Here is a 21,355-nt window from a genome sequence, read left to right on the forward strand (position 1 = left end):
TGCAAGCTGAAAGCCAACGCGTATGGGCTTTTCAACTTGCGGCTTGCAGCTTGAAGCTTGCGGCTTACTTGATGGTAACGGTCAGCTCGGCCAGGCCTTCGATGCCAGCAGTGACCACATCACCCCGTTGCAGCGCGCCCACGCCTGCGGGGGTGCCGGTGTAGATCAGGTCGCCCGCTTTGACGCCGACCGATTGCGACAGGTAGGCAATCACGTCCTTGACCGCCCAGATCTGATCGGCCAGATCGCCGCGCTGGCGAGTCTCGCCATTGACATCCAGCCAGATGGCGCCGCTGTCCGGGTGACCGACCTTGCTCACCGGCAACAGCGCGGTGGCGGGAGCGGAGGCATCGAATGCCTTGGCCCATTCCCACGGGCGGCCCATTTTCTTGGCCTGGGCCTGCAGGTCGCGACGGGTCAGGTCCAGACCAACGCCATAGCCCCAGACGTGGCTCAGGGCCTCTTCGGGATCGATGTTCACGCCGTCCTTGCCGATCGCCACGACCAGTTCGATCTCGTGGTGCAGGTCCTGGGTCAGCGGCGGGTACGGGATGCTGCCTTCAGCCGGCACAACCGCGTCGGCGGGCTTGGCGAAGAAGAACGGCGGCTCGCGATCAGGGTCGTGGCCCATTTCACGGGCATGCTCGGAATAGTTGCGACCCACGCAGAACACACGGCGGATAGGGAAACGGGCAGAAGTCCCCGCCACGGCCAGCGATGGCGTGGCGACGGGTGCGATGACGTATTCGCTCATGGTCAGGTCCTCTCTCTGTTTAAGGTTATCGACATGAGCTCAGTGTGCGGATTTGGCGGCGGGTTGAGTTGGACAGATCCGCTGAGGTTTTGGACGGAGCAAAGGTTTTCGACAACCCCGTCCAGCCCGCCGCCGGTCAGATCAACCCCGCCCCACAAACGGCATATGGGTCGCCATCACCGTCATGTTCAGCACGTTCGCCGACAGCGGCAGGCTGGCCATGTAGCTCACGGCATCGGCGACATGTTGCACGTTCATCGTCGGTTCCACCTGCAATTCACCATTGGGCTGCGGCACGCCTTTGGTCATGCGGTCGGTCATTTCGGTCAGGGCGTTGCCGATGTCGATCTGGCCGCAGGCGATGTTGTACTGCCGACCGTCCAGCGAGGTGCTCTTGGTCAGCCCCAGCACCGCGTGTTTGCTTGCGGTGTACGGCGAGCTGAACAGGCGCGGGGTGTGCGCGGAGATCGAGCCGTTGTTGATGATCCGCCCACCTTGCGGCACTTGACGACGCATCAGGCCGAACGCCCCGCGCACGCACAGAAACATCCCGGTGACGTTGGTGTCGATCACGTTCTTCCACTGCTCCACCGACAGCTCATCCATCGGCACCGCCGGCGCGCCGATGCCGGCGTTGTTGAACGTCACGTCCAGCCGCCCGAAGGTGCGCTCAATGGTTGCGAACAGCGCGTCGACACTGGCCGCATCGCGCACATCGGTGGACACCGCCAGCGCCTGCTGGCCCGCCGCCTTCGCCTGTTCGGCCAGCGCAATCAACGGCTCGACCCGACGCCCGGCCAGCACCACGGCATAGCCGTCCTTGAGTAGTTGCAGCGCGACGGCGCGACCGATACCACTTCCGGCACCAGTGACCAGCGCGACTTTCAGGGCAGACGATGAAGACATGAGGGATTCCCTATTTATTGTTGGAGGAATGAAAACGGATCGTTTGGGGCATCAACTGTGCACAGGCGTCAGCACCGGTTTGCCCGCGTAGAACGCCATCAGGTTGTCGACCACCATCTGCACCGTGCCGCGTGAAGCTTCCGGCGACAGACCGGCGACGTGAGGGGTGAGCACCACGTTGTTCAGGGTTTTCAAGCTGTCCGGCACGTGCGGCTCGTCGTCGAACACGTCCAGCCCCGCACCGGCCAGGCGCCCGTGCTGCAGGGCGTCGACCAGCGCTTCGGTATCGACCACACTGGCGCGGGCGATGTTGATGAGAAAGCCTTCCGGCCCCAGCGCCTCGATGGCAGCTTTGTCGATCAGGTGCCGCGTCCCACCACCACCGGGGGTCGCAATGATCAGAAAATCAGACTCAGCGGCCAGCGCCAGCGGCGTCTCGCAATAATGGAAATCCACATCGCTGCGCGGTGAGCGGTTGTGGTAACTGACCTGCATGTCGAAACCCTGCACACGCTTGGCAATCGCCAGCCCTACCGCTCCCAGCCCGACAATGCCAACGCGCTTGTTGGCGAACGAAGGCCGCGTGACCTTGCGCCACTCGCTGCGCCGCACCGAGGCATCAGCCTGGGGAATGTCGCGCACCAGAGACAGCAGCAGCGCCAGCGCATGATCGGCCACGGTCGGCGCGTTGACCCCGGCGCCATTGGTCACGGTAATCCCCCGAGCCTCGGCGGCCAGCAGGTCTACCTGCTCATAACCGGCGCCGATCACGCAAATGATCCCAAGCTTTGGCAACGCCGCCATCTCATCCGCCGTGAACCCCAGCGGCCCACGGGTCAGCACCGCATCGATCTCACCCCCGCGCGTTGCCACGGCCTCCGCGCGCGTGGCCGGTGTCGGCGCCAGAATCAGACGAAACCCGCTGTCCTCCAGAATCGGCAAGTACTCGTTCACGCTCTCGACCAACACCAACACCGTCTTCGTCATCATCACACCGCAGCAAAAATTGGATGGCACAGACAGTAGCGCGAGTTAGAGCGGTTGTGCAGAGCCGAGGCCGCATTTGACTCAAGAAAACGCCTTGCAAACGACTCCGTGGGGGTCAAACCCTGCCGCAGCGGCGATAGGGATCGACGCGTGGAATAGACGATTTAGCGTCATGAAAAATGGCGACACTGGCTTTCACAAGGCCCAGAGCCGACGCGCAGAACGACAGTTTTTTTCCAGCAACGACACGAAGGTTGCCCGCACCCGGTATGGCTGTTTATGGTCTGACGGTTGCGCGCGGATCAACGGCGGCCTCAGGCACGCCGACAAGCGCAGCGGCATTAGCCGCTTCATGAATGAATCATGCACATCAAGGAACGTTATTCATGCTCAGAGGAATCTTTAGATCGATGTTCGCGACCGCGCTGGTCGGGGTCGTGTTGTCATCGGGATCGGCCATGGCCGCCACCGAACCGGGCAAGGCGCTGGCCGCCAAGGCCGGTATTCCGTGGCCCGCAGCCATCGCCCACCGCGGCGCCTCGTTCAACGCGCCGGAAGAAACCGTGCCCTCCTACACCCTGGCTCGCGAACTGGGTGCGGACTACCTGGAAATGGACATCCAGCGCACCAAGGATGGCGTGCTCATCGCCCTGCATGACGACACCCTGGCGCGCACCACCAATATCGCCGAGGTCTACCCGGACCGCGTGAAAGACCCGCTGAGCAGCTTCACCCTTGAAGAAATCAAGCGTCTGGATGCGGGGTCCTGGTTCAACAAGGCCCACCCTGATCGCGCCCGCGCCAGCTACGCGGGGCTGAAGATTCTGACCCTGGACGAAGTGATCGACATCGCCGAGGGCGGCAAGAACAAACCGGGGCTTTACATCGAAACCAAGGTGCCTGCGCAGTTTCCCGGCATTGAAGAAGACTTGAAGAAAAAGCTCGAACAGCGCGGATGGCTGAGTCAGCGTCCGGCAGCGGAAAAAGGTCATGTGAACGTGGCCCAGGGGCCAGGCCGCGTGGTGCTGCAGACCTTCGAAAAACCGAGCCTGGAGCTGCTGCAAAAAGCCATGCCGAACACGCCGAAGGTGCTGTTGCTCTGGCTGGGTGATGGCTACATTCAGGCCGCGTCCGACAAGACCTTCAAGGATTCGGGCGCCAAGGACAAGGCTGCCTTCTACGCCACGCAAGAGGTGAAATCCAAAGAAGAGTTCGCCGCGTGGATGGACTGGGCCAAAGCTCACGGCGCCATCGGCACAGGGCCTGCGGCGGCGCTGAAGAACGGCGGGGATCAGAGCTACATGGACCTGGTGCAGCCGTGGATGAACAAGATGGCCCACGATCGCGGCCTGATCATTCACCCCTATACGGTGGACGATGCAGTGGACTTCAAGGCCATCAGCGCGCGGGGCGTGGACGGGTTCTTTACCAACCGGGCCTCGGAATTGCTGAAGTTCGAGGGTCGGCCGTCGAAGGAGAGCATGGAGTCGACCTTGAAGAGGATCGGGTACTAAACGGCGGATGAAACTCTGTGGGAGCGAATTCATTCGCTCCCACAGGGACCTGCCGGGTTGCCGAAAATACTTACGCCAACTCAGCCACCACGGCCGCCAACGCCCTGGCCGGATCGGCCGCCTGGCTGATCGGACGGCCGATGACCAGGTAGTCAGAACCGGCATCCAACGCCTGGCGCGGGGTCAGGATGCGACGCTGGTCGTCCTGGGCGCTGCCCGCCGGGCGAATGCCCGGCGTCACCAGCTGCAGCGCCGGGTGCGCGGCTTTCAAGGCCTGGGCTTCCAGCGCCGAGCACACCAGGCCATCCATCCCGGCCTTCTGCGCCAGCGCCGCCAGACGCAGCACCTGCTCCTGCGGTTCGATGTCCAGACCGATGGCGGCCAGGTCTTCACGCTCCATGCTGGTCAGCACGGTCACGCCGATGAGCAGCGGTTTGGCGCCGCTGCGCTGGTCCAGCACGTTGCGGCAGGCTTCCATCATGCGCAGGCCGCCGGAGCAGTGCACGTTGACCATCCACACGCCCATTTCGGCGGCCGCCTTGACCGCCATCGCCGTGGTGTTGGGGATGTCGTGAAACTTGAGGTCCAGAAACACTTCGAAACCCTTGTCGTTCAAGGTCTCGACGATGCCCGACGCGCTGCTGGTGAACAGCTCCTTGCCTACCTTGACCCGGCACAGCTTGGGGTCCAGCTGATCGGCCAGTTTCAACGCGGCTTCGCGGGTCGGGAAATCCAGGGCGACGATGATAGGGGTCTGGCAGGCGGACATGAGCGGGTTCTCTGGCAAGTCGAAATCGGCGCGCATTGTAGCTGAACCAACTGCAGGGCGGGACCCGGTGATCGTAAAGTGTGACCACAGACGATGATGCGCCACACCCTGTGGGAGTGAATTCATTCGCGATGGGGCGTTATATCTGACCTAGCCCTATCGGATGTCCCGGCCTCTCGCGAATGAATTCGCTCCCACAGAGGGCAGCGTATGCGCATTATTCGTGCACGATCAGCGCCTGATCACCGAAAGAGCATCCTGCATACGACGCATTTCGAAACATTACGACACACCCGCCAACCGCTGGCATGACCACTGCAACGCACTCCCTCCCGATGATTCCATCAATCCAGGGAGTGACGCATGAATACGCAACTGAAGCCCACGCTGGGCACGCTGCATTTGTGGGGGATCGCTGTGGGTCTGGTGATTTCCGGTGAGTATTTCGGCTGGAGTTACGGCTGGGGCGTGGCCGGGACGCTGGGGTTTTTGCTGACGTCGCTGATGGTCGCGGCGATGTACACCTGTTTCATCTTCAGCTTTACCGAGCTCACCACCGCTATCCCACACGCGGGCGGGCCGTTTGCCTACAGCCGCCGCGCCTTCGGTGAGAAAGGCGGCCTGGTCGCAGGCCTGGCCACGCTGATCGAATTTGTCTTCGCCCCGCCTGCGATTGCTTTGGCCATCGGCGCCTATCTGAATGTGCAGTTTCCGGCGCTGGACCCGAAACACGCCGCGGTTGGCGCCTATATCGTGTTCATGGGCCTGAACATTCTGGGGGTGAAGCTGGCCGCGACCTTCGAACTGGTGGTCTGCGTGCTCGCTGTGCTGGAGCTGCTGGTGTTCATGGGCGTGGTGGCGCCTGCATTCAGCTTCAGCAACTTTGCCTTCAATGGCTGGGCCGGGTCTGACAGCTTTGGCGCGCCGGCGATTGCCGGGATGTTCGCGGCGATTCCGTTCGCCATCTGGTTCTTTCTCGCCATCGAAGGGGCGGCCATGGCGGCCGAAGAAGCGAAAGATCCCAAGCGCACCATTCCAAAAGCCTACATCAGCGGCATCATTACCCTGGTGCTGCTGGCCATGGGCGTGATGTTCTTCGCAGGCGGCGTGGGCGACTGGAAAGCCCTGTCGAACATCAACGACCCGCTGCCGCAGGCGATGAAAGCCGTGGTCGGTGAAAGCTCCGGCTGGCTGCACATGCTGGTGTGGATCGGGCTGTTCGGGCTGGTCGCCAGCTTCCACGGCATCATTCTGGGTTATTCGCGGCAGTTTTTCGCCCTCGCCCGAGCGGGTTACCTGCCGGCGTCGCTGGCCAGATTGTCGCGGTTCCAGACGCCCCATCGCGCGATCATCGCCGGCGGGCTGATCGGTATCGCCGCGATTTACAGCGATGGCCTGATCAACCTCAGCGGCATGACCCTGACCGCCGCGATGATCACCATGGCCGTGTTCGGCGCCATTGTCATGTACATCATGAGCATGTTGAGCCTGTTCAAGCTGCGCAAGACCGAGCCGCTGCTTGAGCGCACCTTCCGCGCGCCGGGGTACCCGATCGTGCCCGCAATCGCCCTGGTGCTGGCAGTGGTCTGCCTAATCGCCATGGCTTGGTTCAACGCCTTGATCGGGCTGATCTTCCTGGCGTTCATGGCCGTGGGCTTCATTTACTTTGGCATGACCGGCCGTGCGCGCTCGTCGGCGCCGGCCGATTCGATGTTGACGGGGGTCTGACCGCTATCAGTACCGGGGCCACCGGGCATCTCCTCCAATGGAACCACTGGGCAGCGCCGTTGCTCAAAGCGGTATCACAAGAAGGAGAGAGCCCCCATGCCCTGGTACGCCTGGTTAATTCTGGTCATTGCAATCGGCTCGATCGTGGGTGGTTTGCTGATGCTCAAGGATTCAGCGAAAAAACTGCCCCTGACCGAAGAACAGCTCAAACGCGTCCATGAGCGCAACGCTGAAATGGACGCCAAGGAAGCGCGGGACCGTTGATGTCAGCGGGCGGTGACACTGCCGCCCGCCTCCCCCGCTGCCCCCCTGCCCACGTCTCAATCCCGACTGTCGACATTATCCAGCGCAATTGCGTGATGGCTGGCCTGTGGCGTGACGGCGATACGGAAAGGCTGGAAGATCTTGAACATCTGGCCATTTTCGCGCAGCTGACGCAGCAGATCGGCAAATTGCGCACCGCTGATCGGCGCGTTTGGACGCAGCAAAGCGAAGTGCCGATAGACCTGATCCACCCGGTCCGAGACCAAAAATTGTCCGGCATCCTGTGGGTTGGCGGCCATAAACGTGCTCAGGTACGAGCGCGTGACCAGCGCGATGTCTGCCCGGTCGCGCAGCACCATCGCCAGATTGCTGTCATGGGAATAGGTCAGCGTGGCGTTGTAATTCTCGGCCAGAAACTTGGGGTCGGCATTGAAGTGGGCGAAGGCGTAGTGATAGCCGCTGAACAGCGCCAGCCGCTTGCCTCTGAGGTCTTCGAACCAGTTTTGCGTACGCCCCTGAACGCGATGGGCAACGAACACTTCAGCGTCTTCCAGGCCCATGTCGACATCCTCGTGGGGGATGTCCTTCCAGCCCCAGGCCGGGTTTTCGAAAATCGCCATATCGAACCGCTGCTGCTGGAAGTCGCGGAAACGTCGGGGAATCGAGGTCGGGACCATCTCGAAATGATAGTCGCTCTGCATGGCGTTCAAGGCTTCGACCATCTGTGGCAGCAACCCCGTGTCTTCACCGCGCTCGGGGCGAATCGTGTACGGCGGGAAGTGCGCCGCACCGATGCGCACCACTTGCGCCGCGCTCACCTGCCAGGCGCAGAGGGTGGTCGTTGCCAACAACAGCGTATTCAAAGCCATCCGCACCGGCGTGGACATCAAGACAAAGCACCTCTGGCGAATAGGAGAACGCGTAAGCTATGCATTCGCGCACAATTAGACAACGGTCAAATCGACTCAAATCCCGCTCTTTTCCCGGTCGGGGGATTTGAGCACCAACAGCAGCGCCTGTTCGGCCAGCGCTGAATCCCCGCCTCTGCCGCCGGATCGTGCACGGTCGTGCGTTCATAACCCTTGTGATGAAACAAATGCGCCGCAACCTGCAACAGCTTGCCGCGCGGGCTTTGGGGATCGGTCACAAGACCGCGCCCGACCAACCTGCGCATCACCGTCGAGTCGTCCACCACGAAGCCCCGAACAGATATACGAAAAAAGCCCTTACAAAAACGATCAGTCGCGCCGCAATTTATGCCGACCTCAACCACCAAGCAAGCGCTTGGCCGGTATTTGTGTCCCTTGTCCGATAAAAAAATGGCTGCCGCTGGCAAACCATCGCACTCAAAGCGAGTCCCAGCCTTGGAGCACGTGCGAACGAGGCGTTGGACGCCACCGGCGTAATGTGACTACGCTGCATGGCGGTGCCACGGTTTGCAAACTGGAGTTCGAGATGCCCCATTGGTTGGTGATAGATCTGGAGGCCACCACCGAAGAGGGCGGATGGCCAGTGGCAGAAATGGAAATCATTGAAATCGGCGCCTGCGTGGTTAACTCCGACGGACGGGAAATCGACCATTTCGAGCGCTTTGTTCGTCCCACGCGCAGACCGCAGCTGACCCCCTTCTGTCGGGAATTGACCCATATCCAGCAGAGCCAGATCGACAGCGCGCAAGCCCTGTCATTGATCTGGCCGCAATTGGAGCGCTGGATGAGCCACCATCGGGCGCGCTTGGTGGGTTGGGTCAGCTGGGGGGATTACGATCGCCAGCAATTGGAGCGGCAATGGCAGCAGCACCAGTTGACCAGCGAGTTGAGCAGCCTGCCGCACATCAACCTCAAGCAGCGCTTCGCCGACGCCCGGCAGCTGCAAAAACCCTGTGGCCTCAATACCGCGCTGCAACTGGCTGGCATGCACTTCAACGGCCAGCAACACCGCGCGCTGACCGATGCGAGAAACACCGCCCGGTTGTTGCCATTGGTGATGCCCGGCTGAAAGTGACGCATTTATCAAAGCGGATGACGGCCTTTTGTACGTTAGGCATACTGGCCGACCTTTTTCAGCCCTTTCCAAGGAGATCAGCCATGTTCAAGGTCAACGAATATTTCGACGGCACCGTCAAGTCCATCGCCTTCCAGCAAGCCGAAGGCGCGGCCACCATCGGTGTCATGGCTCCAGGAAAGTACAACTTCGGCACCGCTGATCGCGAAATCATGCACGTGGTCTCGGGCTCGCTGAAAGTGCTGCTGCCGGGCGCCAGCGACTGGGAAACCTTCAACGCAGGCGATCAATTCCGCGTGCCGGCCAACAGCAAATTCGACCTACAAGTGAGCGTTGAAACCGCTTACCTGTGCGAATACCGCAAGGACTGATCCAGCTAAACGCGAACACCTGTGGCAGTGAGCTGGCTTACCAAGCGGCGGTGGACTCAACGCAATCCTTGCGTCTGAAACGGCGCGTTGGTGAGCAAGCTCACTCCCACAGACCAGCCCACTCCCACAGACAAAACAACATCACCCCAACCGGTCCACTCCCGCATTGAATTGCAACGCCGCCAATCGCGCATACAGCGGGTTGCTGGCGATCAATTGCTGATGCGTCCCCACCGCCACCAGTTTCCCCTGATCCATCACCGCAATCCGGTCCGCGTTCTGCACCGTGGCCAGCCGGTGGGCGATCACCAGGGTCGTGCGGCCCTTCATCAATGTCGGCAACGCCTGCTGAATCAAATGCTCGCTCTGCGCATCCAGTGCGCTGGTGGCTTCATCGAGTAGCAGAATCGGCGCGTCGGCCAACAGCGCGCGGGCAATGGCCAGGCGCTGGCGCTGCCCGCCCGAAAGCCCCATGCCGCCGTCGCCCAAGTGGGTCTGATAGCCCTGAGGGAGCAGTTCAATGAACTCATGGGCGTGGGCGATTTTCGCAGCGGCCTGCACCTGCTCGTCACTGGCCTGCGGATTGCCGTAGCGAATGTTGTCTTCAACGCTGCCGAAAAAAAGCGCCGGCGTCTGCGACACCCAGGCAAAGCAGCGGCGCAAATCCTGCGGATCAAGGCGCTCGGCCGCGATACCCTCGGCCAGTACGCGGCCCTGCTGCGGATCGTAAAAACGCAGCAGCAGGTCGAACAATGTCGATTTGCCCGCCCCCGAGGGCCCCACCAGCGCCAGGGTTTCGCCCGCTTCGATGCTTAGACTCAAACCCTCCAACGCATTGCGCTCGGGACGTGACGGGTAGGCAAAGCTGACGTTTTCCAGCGCCAGACGCCCGCTGACCCGCGCAGGCAACGTCAGCATGTCGCTCTGGGGCGGCGTGATTTCACTGCGTGCCTGCAACAACTCGGTGATGCGCTCGGCGGCACCGGCGGCCCGTTGCATCTCGCCGATCACTTCGCTGAGGGTGCCAAAAGCGCTGCCGACGATCAGGCTGTAGAACACGAACGCCGCCAGCTCGCCTCCCGAGATGCGGCCGGCAATCACATCCATGCCGCCGACCCAGAGCATCACCCCGACCGCGCCCAGTACCAACACGATCACCAGGGTGATCAACCACGCGCGCTGCAGAATCCGCTTGCGCGCCGTGTCAAACGCGCCTTCAGCCGTTTGCGCAAAACGTTGTCGGTCCTGTTCCTGATGGTTGTAGGCCTGTACCGTCTTGATCTGTGCCAAGGCTTCAGAGACATAACTGCCGACATCGGCCACGCGGTCCTGGCTCTCACGGGAGAGACTGCGCACCCGACGCCCGAAAATCAGGATCGGGGCCACCACCAGCGGCAGCGCCACGACCACGATGCTGGTCAGTTTGGGGTTGGTGAAGAACAGCAGGATCACCCCGCCAATCACCATCAGCGCGTTGCGCAGAAACATCGACAAGGAGGAGCCGATGACCGATTGCAGCAGGGTGGTGTCGGCAGTCAGGCGCGACTGAATCTCGGAGCTGCGGTTGTTCTCGTAAAAGCCGGGATGCAGGCTCACCAAGTGGTCGAACACCTCCTTACGCAGGTCAGCCACCACCCGCTCGCCAATCCAGGACACCAGATAAAACCGCGTGAAGGTGCCGACGGCCAGTGCAAGCACCAGCACCATGAACAGGCCGATGCTTTCGTTGAGCAACGTCGGGGAGCGGGTGAGAAATCCCTGATCGACCATCAGGCGGATGCCTTGCCCCATGGACAAGGTGATCGCGGCGGTGACGATCAACGCCACCAGTGCGCCAATGGCCTGTTTGCGATACGGCGCGATCATCCGCAGCGCCAGACGAAGGGCATGGCGCTGACGCCCGGAAAACACTGCAGCCATGAAATACACCCGATAGACGACTCAAGCGCCAGAGCCTACACCCGCACATGAAGGTACGCTCGTCGTCTTTTGCTGAACTCAACGCCCAGATGCCAGTCAGGATACAAGTGTCCACGTTTTGCCGCGCCGCGTTATGACGCTAATCGAGGACGGTTAGAGTGGATCGGTCTAACCGATGGCTGGCGACTTTCTCGCCCATCTGTTGGACTGAAAGGACGCTTGAAAGCGTCCAGGGATGTCATGGCGTGGTCATCAAGCGTGGCTAAATTGAAGCGCACAACCTGATGAGGAGACAGGCCATGAGCTTGCAGAACAGCAGCAATCAAGAACCCCTGGTACGGCCGCAACCCGACGCTCAACTGGGCGGAGCCATTCTCGACCAAGACGGGAATCAGATCCTGATTACTGAGGAAATGGTTCAGGCCGCATGTCAGGAATGCGAGAAGTATTGGGTCAAACCTGAAAAACAAGATTGATGAATAGACGCCTTCAAAACCCGGCCCCCTCGCCGGGTTTTTTATGCCTGCAAACGATTCAAACCGGCAAGAGCAACATTCGGCAATAGACTACCCGCACAAGCGGGTTGCACGCCTCTCGATCCTCCGATTACGTCCACGGCCGTAAACCGTCAAATGACGTTATCCAAGGAGGATCGAAATGTCCGCTTCACGTTTCAGCTATACCCAAGCCGAATTGCACACCGTTTACACAGCACTGGAAAAGACCCTGTTCGATGTGCCCCGCGACATCGGCGAGGATGGTCAGCCCGCGCCGAAAATCCTCGTGGTGGCCGGGGTTCAGGGCTCGGGCAAGACCTACATGCTCAACAACACCCTGCTCAAGCAAGCGCGCTACGACAACTTCGTGCACCTGTATTCCGAAGGCCTGCGCGAACTGCACCCCCGCTATGCCGAGTTCGCCGATCAGGACGTCACCAGCCGCTACAAGCACACCGAGTCATTCATCTGGGAGTTGTGCAGCCTGATCTTCACCCATGCCCACCAGAACAAGTTCAACATCGTCATGGAGACGGCGCTGGACACGAAAGCGTTCGCCACGGTGATCACCGGGCCGGAACTGGCCGATTATCAATTTGATGTGCACCTGATTGGCTGCAAGAAGGATTTCGTGCACCTGTCGACCATCAAGCGTGCCCTCAATGCGCTGGAAAAAGGCACCCTGGAGCGCTTCGTCGACATCGCCACCATCGAGACCAGCATCGAGAACGCCGAGGTGATTCTCAACGCGTTCGAGACTGCGTGCATGCGCGTCAGCGGCTCGAGCATCAGCATGTACGAGCGCGGCTTCGGCGCGCTGAAGAACCGCAAACAGCTGTGCAGCAGCCGTTGCGAGCGGATCAACACGCTCACGCCTTATGTGTTCACCGATGAGAGCGGCGCCAGCATTACGGTGCAGGAGCAGACCCATCGCATCGAACGCAGCGAAGCGCTGCCGGTGCCTTGCAGTTACGCCAGCTTCATCGCACTGGTCGAGGCACCGATCACTGGCCAGGATCGTCACGAAGCTTGGCAAGAGGCTTACGCCGCGCTGGCGCGCATGCGCGGGTTCTGGAAACAGATCCCGCCGCGCCTGCCGGAAACGCTGTGGGGTTACATCAAGAAATACGTCGAGTGATCACGCGCTGACCATGACCGCACCCAGCGCCTGAATGATCTGCTCCAGCTGCGCGGACTGACCGTTGAGGCTCACTGGCAGGCCTTCGATTTCCCGGCGCGGCGGGTAATGCTTGCGCAAGGCATCGAAGGCCAGGCGCTGGCTCGCCGCGTCGCCCACCAGACTGCGGCGAAAATCCGCATCGTCGCGGCGCGGGTCATAAATGCCTCGACACAGCATATTCAGTGCCCAGGTCGGATCCGTCTTGGCATCAAGGGAAACCTGCGCCAGCCACGGCTTTGGCAGCAGGTCTTGCAGTTCGATGGTGGCTGGCTGGACAAGGTGCGCGCACAGCGCCCGATAAATCTGTTCGGTGCCGCGCTGCCGGCCGTCGAGACTGTAACCGGCAATGTGCGGGGTGCCGATGACGCACAACTCGGCCAGCTCGACATCGACCAGCGGCTCTTCTTCCCAGACATCGAGCACGGCTTGCAGGTCTTCACGTTCAAGCAACACTTCACGCAGCGCGGTGTTGTCCACGATCGGGCCGCGGGCGGCGTTGATCAGCCAGGCGCCGGGCTTGAGTTGCGTAAGACGCGCGCGGTCGAACAGGTGCCAGGTCGGTAGCTCGCCGCCCTTGTTCAATGGCGTGTGCAGGCTGATGACGTCGCAGTGGGCGATGATTTCGTCGAGGCTGACGTAATCCCCGCCCTCAGCGGCCTGGCGCGGCGGGTCGCAGACCAGCACCTTCCAGCCCAGCCCGCGCAGCACGTCGATCAGACGACCGCCCACCTGCCCTGCGCCGACCACGCCGTAAGTGCGCTGGTTGAGCTCGACACCTTCGATTTCAGCCAGGGTCAACAGACTACCGAGTACGTAATCCACCACACCACGGGCGTTACAGCCCGGCGCGCTGGACCATTGAATGCCCGCTTCGTTGAAGTAGTCGAGATCGAGGTGATCGGTGCCGATGGTGCAGGTGCCGACGAACCGTACCGCCGTGCCTTCCAGCAGTTCGCGGGTGACTTTGGTCACCGAGCGCACCAGCAGGATGTCGGCATCGGCCACGGCAGCGCGGTCGAGGGTGCGGCCGGGGTAACGACGGATGTCGCCGAAACCTGCGAAGAAGGCGTCGAGCAGTGGAATGTTTTCGTCAGCAACTATGCGCATGGTGAGCTCCCTGAAGTGGCGGCAGTGTAGGCGCTGGCACACGAGGGGGCCAGCGCTGCGGCCGTTTCAGCGGTGAGCTCAGGCGAGTTTCTTGCGAATCCAGTACAGGTAGACGCCGTCGGCTGCCTGCTTGTCGACCAGTTCGTGGTCGAGGAAGACGCAAAACTTGGGAATGTCGCGCTGGGTCGACGGGTCGGTGGCGATGACCTTGAGCAGGCCGCCCGCCGGCAGATCGCGCACCTTCTGGTGCAGGATCATCACCGGCTCCGGGCAATTGAGGCCCGTCGCGTCGAGAACGGCGTCAACGGCAAGGCTTTCGATGGAATCAGACATGGGGCACTCCGGAAACTGGCGCGCATTGTCGCTTAAATGAATAGAGTCGCCAATCGTCGTTGGTCTTGCTGACCCTGAGCACGCCGCCGGGCACGTGCCGAACACCGTTACTGTGGGAGACAGTCTGAGGTTACGAAGGCCACGAAGGCGGTGGGTCAGACGACTCATGATTGACTGTTCTACCGCGTCGCGGGCGTCGCACAGCTCCAGCGGCTCCTACAAAAGTTCAGTTGATCAACCTTCCGCGTTCACAGTGGTCAACTACGCTGCTCCCTGACGACTTTGTAGGATTCTGCGACATCTTGGCGGTTGGTGATGAACGACCCAGCCCGTATGATCCTTGACATTTATCCGCAGATTAGAAGCCTATGTCCCTGATAGTTCTACTGCTTCTGCCTTTCATCGGCAGCTGTCTGGCGGCGCTTTTGCCGCACAACGCGCGCAACACCGAATCCCTTCTGGCTGGCCTGATCGCCCTGATCGGCGCGATTCAGGTGGCGCTCTGGTACCCGCAAATCGCCCATGGCGGCGTGATCCGCGAAGAATTCTTCTGGTTGCCCAGCCTGGGCCTGAATGTCGTCCTGCGCATGGACGGCTTTGCCTGGCTGTTCTCGATGCTGGTGTTGGGCATCGGCACCCTCGTCTCGCTCTACGCCCGCTATTACATGTCGCCTGACGATCCGGTCCCGCGATTCTTCTCGTTTTTTCTCGCTTTCATGGGCGCGATGCTCGGCCTGGTGATGTCCGGGCACCTGATTCAGATCGTGTTCTTCTGGGAGCTGACCAGCGTATTTTCCTTCCTGTTGATCGGCTACTGGCACCATCGCGCCGACGCCCGACGCGGCGCCTACATGGCCCTGATGGTCACCGGTGCGGGCGGGCTGGCGCTGCTGGTGGGGGTCATGCTGCTCGGCCATGTGGTCGGCAGTTACGACCTGGACCGAGTGCTGACCTCAGGCGATGCAATCCGCGCTCACGCGCTTTATCCCGTTCTGCTGACCCTGATCCTCATCGGCGCGCTGAGTAAAAGTGCGCAATTCCCCTTCCATTTCTGGCTGCCCCACGCCATGGCCGCACCGACGCCTGTGTCGGCGTACCTGCACTCAGCGACGATGGTCAAGGCCGGCGTGTTCCTGCTCGCGCGGCTGTGGCCGGCGCTGTCCGGCAGTGAGCAATGGTTCTGGATCGTCAGCGGCGCCGGGGCCTGCACGCTGGTGATCGGCGCCTATTCAGCGATTTTCCAGACCGACCTCAAGGGCCTGCTTGCCTATTCCACCATCAGCCACCTGGGCCTGATTACCCTGCTGCTGGGCCTCAACAGTCCCCTAGCCGCGGTCGCTGCGGTTTTTCATATCCTCAACCACGCGACCTTCAAAGCCTCACTGTTCATGGCCGCCGGCATCATCGACCACGAAAGCGGCACGCGCGACATTCGCAAACTCAGCGGCCTGATCAGGCTCATGCCCTATACGGCCACTCTGGCCATGGTCGCCAGCGCAGCAATGGCTGGCGTGCCCCTGCTCAACGGTTTTCTGTCCAAGGAGATGTTTTTCGCCGAAACCGTATTCATCACTTCCACTGCCTGGGTCGAAGCCGCGCTGCCGGTGATCGCGACCATCGCCGGGACCTTCAGCGTCGCCTATTCCCTGCGCTTCACGGTGGATGTGTTCTTCGGCCCGAAAGCCACCGACCTGCCCCACACGCCCCACGAACCGCCGCGCTGGATGCGGGTTCCGGTGGAGCTGCTGGTGCTGGCCTGCCTGATCGTCGGAATCTTCCCGGCGCTCTCCGTCGGCCCGTTGCTGGCCGCCGCCGCGCAGCCTGTAGTGGGCGGCACCTTGCCCGAATACAGCTTGGCCATCTGGCACGGCTGGAACGCGCCAATGATCATGAGCCTGATCGCCATGGCGGCCGGGATCGTGCTCTATCTCTTCCTGCGTCCGCATTTCAAACGCGAACGCTTCAAGCGCACTCCGCTGATCGGGCGCCTGAACGGCAAGCGCCTGTTCGAAGCGGTGCTGGTGACCAAACTGCGCGTGGCGCGTGGGCTGGAAGGCCTGCTGACGACCCGACGCCTGCAAGCGCAACTGTTTCTGATGGTGTTCGTGGCACTGGTCGCAGGCTTCGTGCCGATGTACGAAGGCGGCCTGACTTGGGGCGACCGACCGAAAATTCCGGGCTCTGGCGTGTTCGTCATGCTCTGGTTGATCGCCATCGCCTGCGCCCTCGGGGCTGCCTGGCAGGCCAAATATCACCGGCTCGCCGCGGTGACCATGGTCGGCGTCTGCGGCCTGATGACCTGCGTGACCTTTGTCTGGTTCTCCGCGCCGGACCTGGCCTTGACCCAGTTGGCCGTTGAGGTGGTCACCACCGTGCTGATTCTCCTCGGGCTGCGCTGGCTGCCACGCCGGAATGAAAACGTCGTCCCGCCACCCCGCTCACGCAATCGCGCACGGGCCCGACGGGTGCGTGACTTCGTGCTGTCGGTGGCTGTTGGTGGCGGTATGGCGCTGCTGTCCTACGCCATGCTGACCCGCCCGACGCCCAACGCGATTTCCGAGTTTTACCTCAGCCGCGCGTTGGCCCAGGGCGGCGGAACCAACGCGGTCAACGTGATGCTGGTGGACTTCCGCGGTTTCGATACCTTTGGCGAAATCACCGTGCTGGCGGTGGTCGCGCTCACCGTTTTCGCCCTGCTGCGACGCTTCCGCCCACCGAAAGAAAGCATCGCCCTGCCCGCTCAACAACGCCTGCTGGCGCGGGATGTGGTGACTGACCTGGTCAACCCGCGTCACGCCCAGGACACCGCGCTGGGCTTCATGATGGTGCCCGCCGTGCTGGTGCGTCTGCTGCTGCCGGTGGCGTTCGTGGTCTCGATGTACCTGTTCATGCGCGGCCACAATCAGCCCGGTGGCGGCTTTGTCGCAGGGCTGGTGATGTCGGTGGCGTTCATTCTTCAGTACATGGTCGCGGGCACGCAGTGGGTCGAGGCGCACATGAGCCTGCGCCCGCTGCGCTGGATGGGCACCGGGCTGTTCTTCGCTCTCGCCACCGGCCTGGGTTCGATGGCGCTGGGCTATCCGTTCATGACCACCCACACCGCGCACCTGCATCTGCCGTTGCTGGGCGACATGCACATCGCCAGCGCGCTGTTTTTCGACATTGGCGTGTACGCCGTGGTGGTCGGCTCGACACTGCTGATCCTCACTGCGCTGGCTCACCAATCGGTACGTAGCCATCGGCCGACCTCGCTGCCGCAGCCGATCGAACCTGCGCCCGCCTCTTCCCAAGGAGCCCTGTGATGGAAGAAGTCATCGCGATCGCCATCGGCGTGCTCGCCGCCTCCGGCGTCTGGCTGATCCTGCGCCCCCGGACCTTCCAAGTGGTCATGGGCCTGTGCCTGCTGTCCTACGGCGTCAACCTGTTCATCTTCAGCATGGGCAGCCTGTTCATTGGCAAGGAACCGATCATCAAGGACGGCGTGCCACAGGATCTGCTCAACTACACCGACCCGCTGCCCCAGGCGCTGGTGCTCACGGCCATCGTCATCAGCTTCGCCATGACCGCGCTGTTTCTGGTGGTGCTGCTGGCCTCGCGCGGCCTGACCGGCAACGACCACGTCGACGGCCGGGAGAGCAGTGAATGAGTCTGATGAATCAACTGATCATCGCGCCGATCCTGCTACCGGTGCTGACCGCCGCACTGATGCTGTGGCTTGGCGAGAAACATCGCCCGCTCAAGGCGCGCATCAACCTGCTGTCGACAGCGCTGGGCCTGGCCATTTCGATCAGCCTGATGATGTGGGTGCAGAAGACCGGTACCACCGGGTCCATTGGCGTTTACCTGCCGGGCAACTGGGAGTCGCCGTTCGGCATCGTGCTGGTGGTCGATCACCTGTCGGCGCTGATGCTGGTGCTGACCGGTATCGTCGCCTTATGCGCCCTGCTATTTGCCCTGGCCCGCTGGGACCGCGCGGGCGCGAGCTTTCATGCGCTGTTCCAGATTCAACTGATGGGCCTGTACGGTGCATTTCTGACCGCCGACCTGTTCAACCTGTTCGTATTCTTCGAAGTGCTGCTGGCGGCGTCCTATGGCCTGATGCTCCACGGTTCGGGACGCGCGCGAGTGTCGGCGGGGCTGCATTACATCACCATTAACCTGCTGGCTTCGTCGTTGTTTCTGATTGGCGCCGCGCTGATTTACGGCGTAACCGGCACCCTGAATCTGGCCGACCTTGCGGTCAAAATCCCACAAGTCTCCGAGGCGGATCTGGGCCTGTTGCACGCAGGCGCAGCGATTCTCGCGGTGGCGTTTCTGGCCAAGGCCGGCATGTGGCCGCTGAACTTCTGGCTGGTTCCGGCCTATTCCGCCGCCAGTGCGCCAGTGGCGGCGCTGTTCGCACTGATGACCAAGGTCGGCGCCTACACATTGCTGCGCCTGTGGACCCTGCTGTTCTCCGGGCAGGCGGGAGCGTCGGCGTTCTTCGGTGGCGACTGGCTGATCTGGGGCGGCATGGCGACGCTGGCGGTGGCGGCGATTTCCATCGTCGCGGCCCAGCGGCTCGAGCGCATGGCCAGCCTGAGCATTCTGGTGTCGGCAGGGATTCTGCTGTCGGCCATCGGTTTCGGTCAGCCAAGCCTGACGGCGGGCGCGCTGTTCTATCTGGTCAGCTCGACCCTGGCCCTGAGTGCATTGTTCCTGTTGGCTGAACTGGTCGAACGCTCGCGCTCGGCCAACGAAATTCCTCTGGAGGACGACGCCGACCAACTGCCCAAAGCGCTGGAATCGCTGCACCCGGTGCCGGGCACCAACCTCGACGACGAACAAAAAGCCGTGGTCGGTCAGGTGATTCCCTGGACCATGGCGTTTCTGGGCCTGAGCTTCATCGCCTGCGCGCTGTTGATCATCGGTATGCCGCCGCTGTCGGGCTTTCTCGGCAAACTGACCCTGATCAGTGCCCTGCTCAACCCGCTGGGACTGGACGTGGCGAAAGACGAAGCGATCCGCGCCGACAGTTGGACCCTCGTTTCGCTGCTGATCGTCTCGGGGCTGGCCTCGCTGTTCGCCTTCGTGCGTGTCGGCATCAAGCGCTTCTGGACCGCCCAGGATCGCCCATCCCCCGCCCTGCGCCGCAACGAATGCATCCCCATTGCCTTGTTGCTCGGCGCCTGCATCGTGCTGACGTTCAAGGCTCAGGCGCTGCTGCATTACACTCAGGACACCGCCCAGGCCCTGCATGACCCGCAGCAATACGTGCTGTCGGTGATGGCCGCCAAACCGGTGCCTTCGCCAAGCACAGCCAGCGTGGAGGTGCAGCCATGAAGCGCCTGTTTCCTGCGCCACTGTTGTCGCTGTCGTTATGGGCGCTGTGGCTGCTGCTCAACCTGTCCCTGAGCGCGGGCAACCTGCTGCTCGGCGCGCTGCTGGGCTTTCTCGCGCCGATCCTGTTCGCGCCGCTGCGTCCGCAACCCGCGCGAATTCGCAAACCGGGCGTGGCCCTGAAGCTGTTCTTTCGGGTGGGGCGCGATGTGCTGTCCTCGAACCTGCAGGTGGCCTGGGGTGTACTGCGCGCCGGGCAGAAGCCGCCGCGCTCGGCCTTCGTCAAAGTGCCGCTGGACCTGCACGACGCCCATGGACTGGCCGCACTGTCGATGATCTGCACCGTGGTGCCGGGCACGGTCTGGTCGGAACTGGCGCTCGATCGCAGTGTGCTACTGATGCACGTGTTCGACCTGGATGACGAGGTGCGCTTCATCGAGCACTTCAAGACCACCTACGAACGCCCGTTGATGGAGATCTTTCAATGAGCCCGCTGTTGACCAACGCGATTTTGCTCAGCCTGTCGCTGTTCACCGTCGCGATGATCCTGACCCTGATCCGCCTGTTCAAAGGCCCCTCGGCGCAAGACCGCGTGTTGGCGCTGGATTATCTGTATCTGCTGGCGATGCTGATGATGCTGGTGCTGGGGATTCGTTATGCCAGTGACACCTATTTCGAGGCGGCGCTGTTGATTGCGCTGTTCGGGTTTGTCGGCTCGTTCGCCCTGGCGAAGTTCCTGCTGCGCGGCGAGGTGATCGAATGAATTCGCTGCATGTGCTGCCGTTCTGGGTGGAGGTACTGACGGCGCTGTTGCTGGTGGCGAGCAGTCTGTTCGCGCTGGTGGGGGCGTTCGGGTTGTTGCGGATGAAGAATTTTTTCCAGCGCATGCATCCACCTGCGCTGGCGTCGACGATCGGGGCGTGGTGCGTGGCGTTGGCGTCGATCGTTTACTTTTCGGCGTTGAAGGAAGGGCCGGTGTTGCATGCCTGGCTGATTCCGATTCTGTTGGCGATTACGGTGCCGGTGACGACGTTGCTCTTGGCCCGGACGGGGTTGTTTCGCAAGCGCATGTCGGGGGATGAGGATGTGCCGCCAGAGGTTTCTGAGGGGCGGCATGAGGGGAAGTGAGGTTTGGGGTTTTATGGTTTTTTGAGTGTGGTGTGTATATCCGTTTCCTTGGTAACGGCTGATTAGGGTTCCGCTTTTACAGCGGGTTCTGCCTAACGGCAGAAGCGTTTCGCCTTCGGCGAGTTACTTGAAAAGACACCAAGTAACCAAAGCCAACGCAATACCTGTAGGAGCAGTCGGAGGTTACGACGGCCGCGAATGCGGTGGGTCAGATAAAACATTTGTGCCTGAAAGTCCGCTTTCGCGGCCGTCGTAACCTCCGACTGCTCCTACAGGGGAGATCGGTGGTGAAGCCAAGATAGGTGTTCGCTTTTGATTTTGATCTTCATGCACGCCAGCCCAGACGCCGCAAAACGCGACTTGGGTGCAGGCCGAACGCAGGTGGCGCTCCGTGGGTCGAGCGGCATGGATGCCGCGAGAGCGCCGCTAGGACATGGATGTCCGTTCGGCGCGGGCCCACGGAGCGTCACCCGAGTGAGGGTATTCCGACGAAGGAGGAATCCAACCAGGAGCAAGCACCTGGTTACTTGGGGGTGGTGCGGCATTCCGACTTTTCCAAGTAACCCGCCGTAGG

At 61.8% G+C, this 21,355-nt stretch carries 21 protein-coding genes and 1 pseudogene; 13 read left to right on the forward strand and 9 right to left on the reverse strand.

All coding sequences use genetic code 11. The features are described from left to right. Nucleotides 1-64 precede the first annotated feature (64 nt). From AC07V9_RS21155 to AC07V9_RS21165, 3 genes are all read right to left on the reverse strand, one after another. On the reverse strand, nt 65-754 hold the full coding sequence (locus AC07V9_RS21155) for a fumarylacetoacetate hydrolase family protein (protein WP_495017595.1): 690 nt from the start codon (nt 752-754) through the stop codon (nt 65-67). Between the two features lie 141 nt (nt 755-895). After that, nucleotides 896-1,660: an SDR family oxidoreductase gene (locus tag AC07V9_RS21160; RefSeq protein ID WP_495017596.1), complete on the reverse strand. Its 765-nt coding sequence runs from the start codon at nt 1,658-1,660 to the stop codon at nt 896-898. Between the two features lie 51 nt (nt 1,661-1,711). After that, nucleotides 1,712-2,647 (reverse strand): 2-hydroxyacid dehydrogenase, encoded by a 936-nt coding sequence (locus tag AC07V9_RS21165; protein WP_495017597.1) that lies wholly within the window; start codon nt 2,645-2,647, stop codon nt 1,712-1,714. 386 nt (nt 2,648-3,033) lie between these two features. Here AC07V9_RS21165 and AC07V9_RS21170 point away from each other — a divergent pair, with 386 nt between their 5' ends. Next, nucleotides 3,034-4,161 carry a glycerophosphodiester phosphodiesterase gene (locus AC07V9_RS21170; RefSeq protein WP_495017598.1) on the forward strand — a complete coding sequence of 376 codons (1,128 nt, stop codon included), beginning with the start codon at nt 3,034-3,036 and terminating at the stop codon, nt 4,159-4,161. Between the two features lie 70 nt (nt 4,162-4,231). On the opposite strand, the gene pyrF is transcribed toward AC07V9_RS21170, so the two are convergent. Further along, nucleotides 4,232-4,930: an orotidine-5'-phosphate decarboxylase gene (gene pyrF, locus AC07V9_RS21175; RefSeq protein ID WP_495017599.1), complete on the reverse strand. Its 699-nt coding sequence runs from the start codon at nt 4,928-4,930 to the stop codon at nt 4,232-4,234. A gap of 363 nt (nt 4,931-5,293) precedes the next feature. On the opposite strand from pyrF, the gene eat reads away from it, so the two are divergent. Both eat and AC07V9_RS21185 read left to right on the forward strand, forming a co-directional pair. After that, entirely contained in the window at nt 5,294-6,658 is a 1,365-nt protein-coding gene (eat, locus tag AC07V9_RS21180) for an ethanolamine permease (protein WP_495017600.1), read from the forward strand. Between the two features lie 96 nt (nt 6,659-6,754). Then, a complete protein-coding gene (locus tag AC07V9_RS21185) occupies nt 6,755-6,922 on the forward strand; it encodes a DUF2897 family protein (protein ID WP_074758439.1) in 168 nt (55 codons plus the stop codon). 56 nt (nt 6,923-6,978) lie between these two features. Here AC07V9_RS21185 and AC07V9_RS21190 read toward each other — a convergent pair whose 3' ends face one another. Together AC07V9_RS21190 and AC07V9_RS21195 are read right to left on the reverse strand one after the other, a co-directional pair. After that, entirely contained in the window at nt 6,979-7,809 is an 831-nt protein-coding gene (locus AC07V9_RS21190; RefSeq protein ID WP_495017601.1) for a substrate-binding periplasmic protein, read from the reverse strand. A 143-nt stretch (nt 7,810-7,952) separates the two neighbouring features. Further along, nucleotides 7,953-8,096 (reverse strand): annotated as a pseudogene (locus AC07V9_RS21195) (TetR family transcriptional regulator); the annotation flags it as partial. A gap of 281 nt (nt 8,097-8,377) precedes the next feature. Here AC07V9_RS21195 and AC07V9_RS21200 point away from each other — a divergent pair. Continuing rightward, entirely contained in the window at nt 8,378-8,920 is a 543-nt protein-coding gene (locus tag AC07V9_RS21200; RefSeq protein ID WP_495017602.1) for a 3'-5' exonuclease, read from the forward strand. Between the two features lie 89 nt (nt 8,921-9,009). Continuing rightward, nucleotides 9,010-9,297, forward strand: coding sequence for a pyrimidine/purine nucleoside phosphorylase (gene ppnP / locus AC07V9_RS21205; protein ID WP_495017603.1), 288 nt, complete (start codon nt 9,010-9,012; stop codon nt 9,295-9,297). A gap of 141 nt (nt 9,298-9,438) precedes the next feature. Here ppnP and AC07V9_RS21210 read toward each other — a convergent pair whose 3' ends face one another. After that, entirely contained in the window at nt 9,439-11,217 is a 1,779-nt protein-coding gene (locus AC07V9_RS21210; RefSeq protein WP_495017604.1) for an ABC transporter transmembrane domain-containing protein, read from the reverse strand. Between the two features lie 299 nt (nt 11,218-11,516). Here AC07V9_RS21210 and AC07V9_RS21215 point away from each other — a divergent pair, with 299 nt between their 5' ends. Then, nucleotides 11,517-11,693: a PA1571 family protein gene (locus AC07V9_RS21215; protein WP_495017605.1), complete on the forward strand. Its 177-nt coding sequence runs from the start codon at nt 11,517-11,519 to the stop codon at nt 11,691-11,693. Nucleotides 11,694-11,874: 181 nt separating this feature from the next. Then, nucleotides 11,875-12,852 carry a zeta toxin family protein gene (locus tag AC07V9_RS21220; RefSeq protein ID WP_495017606.1) on the forward strand — a complete coding sequence of 326 codons (978 nt, stop codon included), beginning with the start codon at nt 11,875-11,877 and terminating at the stop codon, nt 12,850-12,852. Here AC07V9_RS21220 and pdxB read toward each other — a convergent pair whose 3' ends face one another. Both pdxB and tusA read right to left on the reverse strand, forming a co-directional pair. After that, nucleotides 12,853-14,001, reverse strand: coding sequence for a 4-phosphoerythronate dehydrogenase PdxB (gene pdxB / locus AC07V9_RS21225; protein WP_495017607.1), 1,149 nt, complete (start codon nt 13,999-14,001; stop codon nt 12,853-12,855). It lies immediately after the preceding gene. A gap of 78 nt (nt 14,002-14,079) precedes the next feature. Then, the gene (tusA, locus tag AC07V9_RS21230) at nt 14,080-14,334 is read right to left on the reverse strand and encodes a sulfurtransferase TusA (RefSeq protein ID WP_495017608.1); all 255 of its coding nucleotides are present in this window, start codon (nt 14,332-14,334) and stop codon (nt 14,080-14,082) included. Nucleotides 14,335-14,702: 368 nt separating this feature from the next. Between tusA and AC07V9_RS21235 the strand changes: the two genes are divergently transcribed. The 6 genes from AC07V9_RS21235 to AC07V9_RS21260 are packed head-to-tail and all read left to right on the forward strand — an operon-like array spanning nt 14,703 to nt 20,781. Beyond that, nucleotides 14,703-17,636, forward strand: a complete 2,934-nt coding sequence (locus AC07V9_RS21235) for a monovalent cation/H+ antiporter subunit A (protein WP_495017609.1) — start codon at nt 14,703-14,705, stop codon at nt 17,634-17,636. After that, on the forward strand, nt 17,636-17,980 hold the full coding sequence (locus AC07V9_RS21240) for a Na+/H+ antiporter subunit C (RefSeq protein ID WP_081568723.1): 345 nt from the start codon (nt 17,636-17,638) through the stop codon (nt 17,978-17,980). Before AC07V9_RS21235 ends, AC07V9_RS21240 begins: the two co-directional genes overlap by 1 nt. Continuing rightward, on the forward strand, nt 17,977-19,656 hold the full coding sequence (locus AC07V9_RS21245; protein WP_495017610.1) for a monovalent cation/H+ antiporter subunit D: 1,680 nt from the start codon (nt 17,977-17,979) through the stop codon (nt 19,654-19,656). The genes AC07V9_RS21240 and AC07V9_RS21245 overlap by 4 nt, the downstream gene beginning before the upstream one ends. After that, nucleotides 19,653-20,141 carry a Na+/H+ antiporter subunit E gene (locus AC07V9_RS21250; protein WP_495017611.1) on the forward strand — a complete coding sequence of 163 codons (489 nt, stop codon included), beginning with the start codon at nt 19,653-19,655 and terminating at the stop codon, nt 20,139-20,141. Before AC07V9_RS21245 ends, AC07V9_RS21250 begins: the two co-directional genes overlap by 4 nt. Beyond that, nucleotides 20,138-20,416, forward strand: coding sequence for a K+/H+ antiporter subunit F (locus tag AC07V9_RS21255; RefSeq protein ID WP_133751606.1), 279 nt, complete (start codon nt 20,138-20,140; stop codon nt 20,414-20,416). Before AC07V9_RS21250 ends, AC07V9_RS21255 begins: the two co-directional genes overlap by 4 nt. Continuing rightward, a complete protein-coding gene (locus tag AC07V9_RS21260; protein ID WP_495017612.1) occupies nt 20,413-20,781 on the forward strand; it encodes a Na+/H+ antiporter subunit G in 369 nt (122 codons plus the stop codon). The genes AC07V9_RS21255 and AC07V9_RS21260 overlap by 4 nt, the downstream gene beginning before the upstream one ends. The last annotated feature ends 574 nt before the right edge of the window (nt 20,782-21,355 follow it).

Source organism: Pseudomonas sp. GW821-FHT02A11 (genome assembly GCF_059421985.1).

Excerpts from the sequence above, each read along its gene's own strand:
- AC07V9_RS21245 (WP_495017610.1), top strand. The coding sequence starts at position 17,977 with ATGAGTCTGATGAATCAACTGATCATCGCGCCGATCCTGCTACCGGTG.
- AC07V9_RS21215 (WP_495017605.1), top strand. The coding sequence starts at position 11,517 with ATGAGCTTGCAGAACAGCAGCAATCAAGAACCCCTGGTACGGCCGCAA.
- AC07V9_RS21160 (WP_495017596.1), bottom strand. The coding sequence starts at position 1,660 with ATGTCTTCATCGTCTGCCCTGAAAGTCGCGCTGGTCACTGGTGCCGGA.
- AC07V9_RS21185 (WP_074758439.1), top strand. The coding sequence starts at position 6,755 with ATGCCCTGGTACGCCTGGTTAATTCTGGTCATTGCAATCGGCTCGATC.
- AC07V9_RS21190 (WP_495017601.1), bottom strand. The coding sequence starts at position 7,809 with ATGTCCACGCCGGTGCGGATGGCTTTGAATACGCTGTTGTTGGCAACG.
- eat (WP_495017600.1), top strand. The coding sequence starts at position 5,294 with ATGAATACGCAACTGAAGCCCACGCTGGGCACGCTGCATTTGTGGGGG.
- AC07V9_RS21250 (WP_495017611.1), top strand. The coding sequence starts at position 19,653 with ATGAAGCGCCTGTTTCCTGCGCCACTGTTGTCGCTGTCGTTATGGGCG.
- AC07V9_RS21210 (WP_495017604.1), bottom strand. The coding sequence starts at position 11,217 with ATGGCTGCAGTGTTTTCCGGGCGTCAGCGCCATGCCCTTCGTCTGGCG.
- AC07V9_RS21260 (WP_495017612.1), top strand. The coding sequence starts at position 20,413 with ATGAATTCGCTGCATGTGCTGCCGTTCTGGGTGGAGGTACTGACGGCG.
- AC07V9_RS21165 (WP_495017597.1), bottom strand. The coding sequence starts at position 2,647 with ATGACGAAGACGGTGTTGGTGTTGGTCGAGAGCGTGAACGAGTACTTG.
- AC07V9_RS21220 (WP_495017606.1), top strand. The coding sequence starts at position 11,875 with ATGTCCGCTTCACGTTTCAGCTATACCCAAGCCGAATTGCACACCGTT.
- tusA (WP_495017608.1), bottom strand. The coding sequence starts at position 14,334 with ATGTCTGATTCCATCGAAAGCCTTGCCGTTGACGCCGTTCTCGACGCG.
- pyrF (WP_495017599.1), bottom strand. The coding sequence starts at position 4,930 with ATGTCCGCCTGCCAGACCCCTATCATCGTCGCCCTGGATTTCCCGACC.
- ppnP (WP_495017603.1), top strand. The coding sequence starts at position 9,010 with ATGTTCAAGGTCAACGAATATTTCGACGGCACCGTCAAGTCCATCGCC.
- AC07V9_RS21200 (WP_495017602.1), top strand. The coding sequence starts at position 8,378 with ATGCCCCATTGGTTGGTGATAGATCTGGAGGCCACCACCGAAGAGGGC.
- AC07V9_RS21155 (WP_495017595.1), bottom strand. The coding sequence starts at position 754 with ATGAGCGAATACGTCATCGCACCCGTCGCCACGCCATCGCTGGCCGTG.
- AC07V9_RS21255 (WP_133751606.1), top strand. The coding sequence starts at position 20,138 with ATGAGCCCGCTGTTGACCAACGCGATTTTGCTCAGCCTGTCGCTGTTC.
- pdxB (WP_495017607.1), bottom strand. The coding sequence starts at position 14,001 with ATGCGCATAGTTGCTGACGAAAACATTCCACTGCTCGACGCCTTCTTC.
- AC07V9_RS21235 (WP_495017609.1), top strand. The coding sequence starts at position 14,703 with ATGTCCCTGATAGTTCTACTGCTTCTGCCTTTCATCGGCAGCTGTCTG.
- AC07V9_RS21170 (WP_495017598.1), top strand. The coding sequence starts at position 3,034 with ATGCTCAGAGGAATCTTTAGATCGATGTTCGCGACCGCGCTGGTCGGG.
- AC07V9_RS21240 (WP_081568723.1), top strand. The coding sequence starts at position 17,636 with ATGGAAGAAGTCATCGCGATCGCCATCGGCGTGCTCGCCGCCTCCGGC.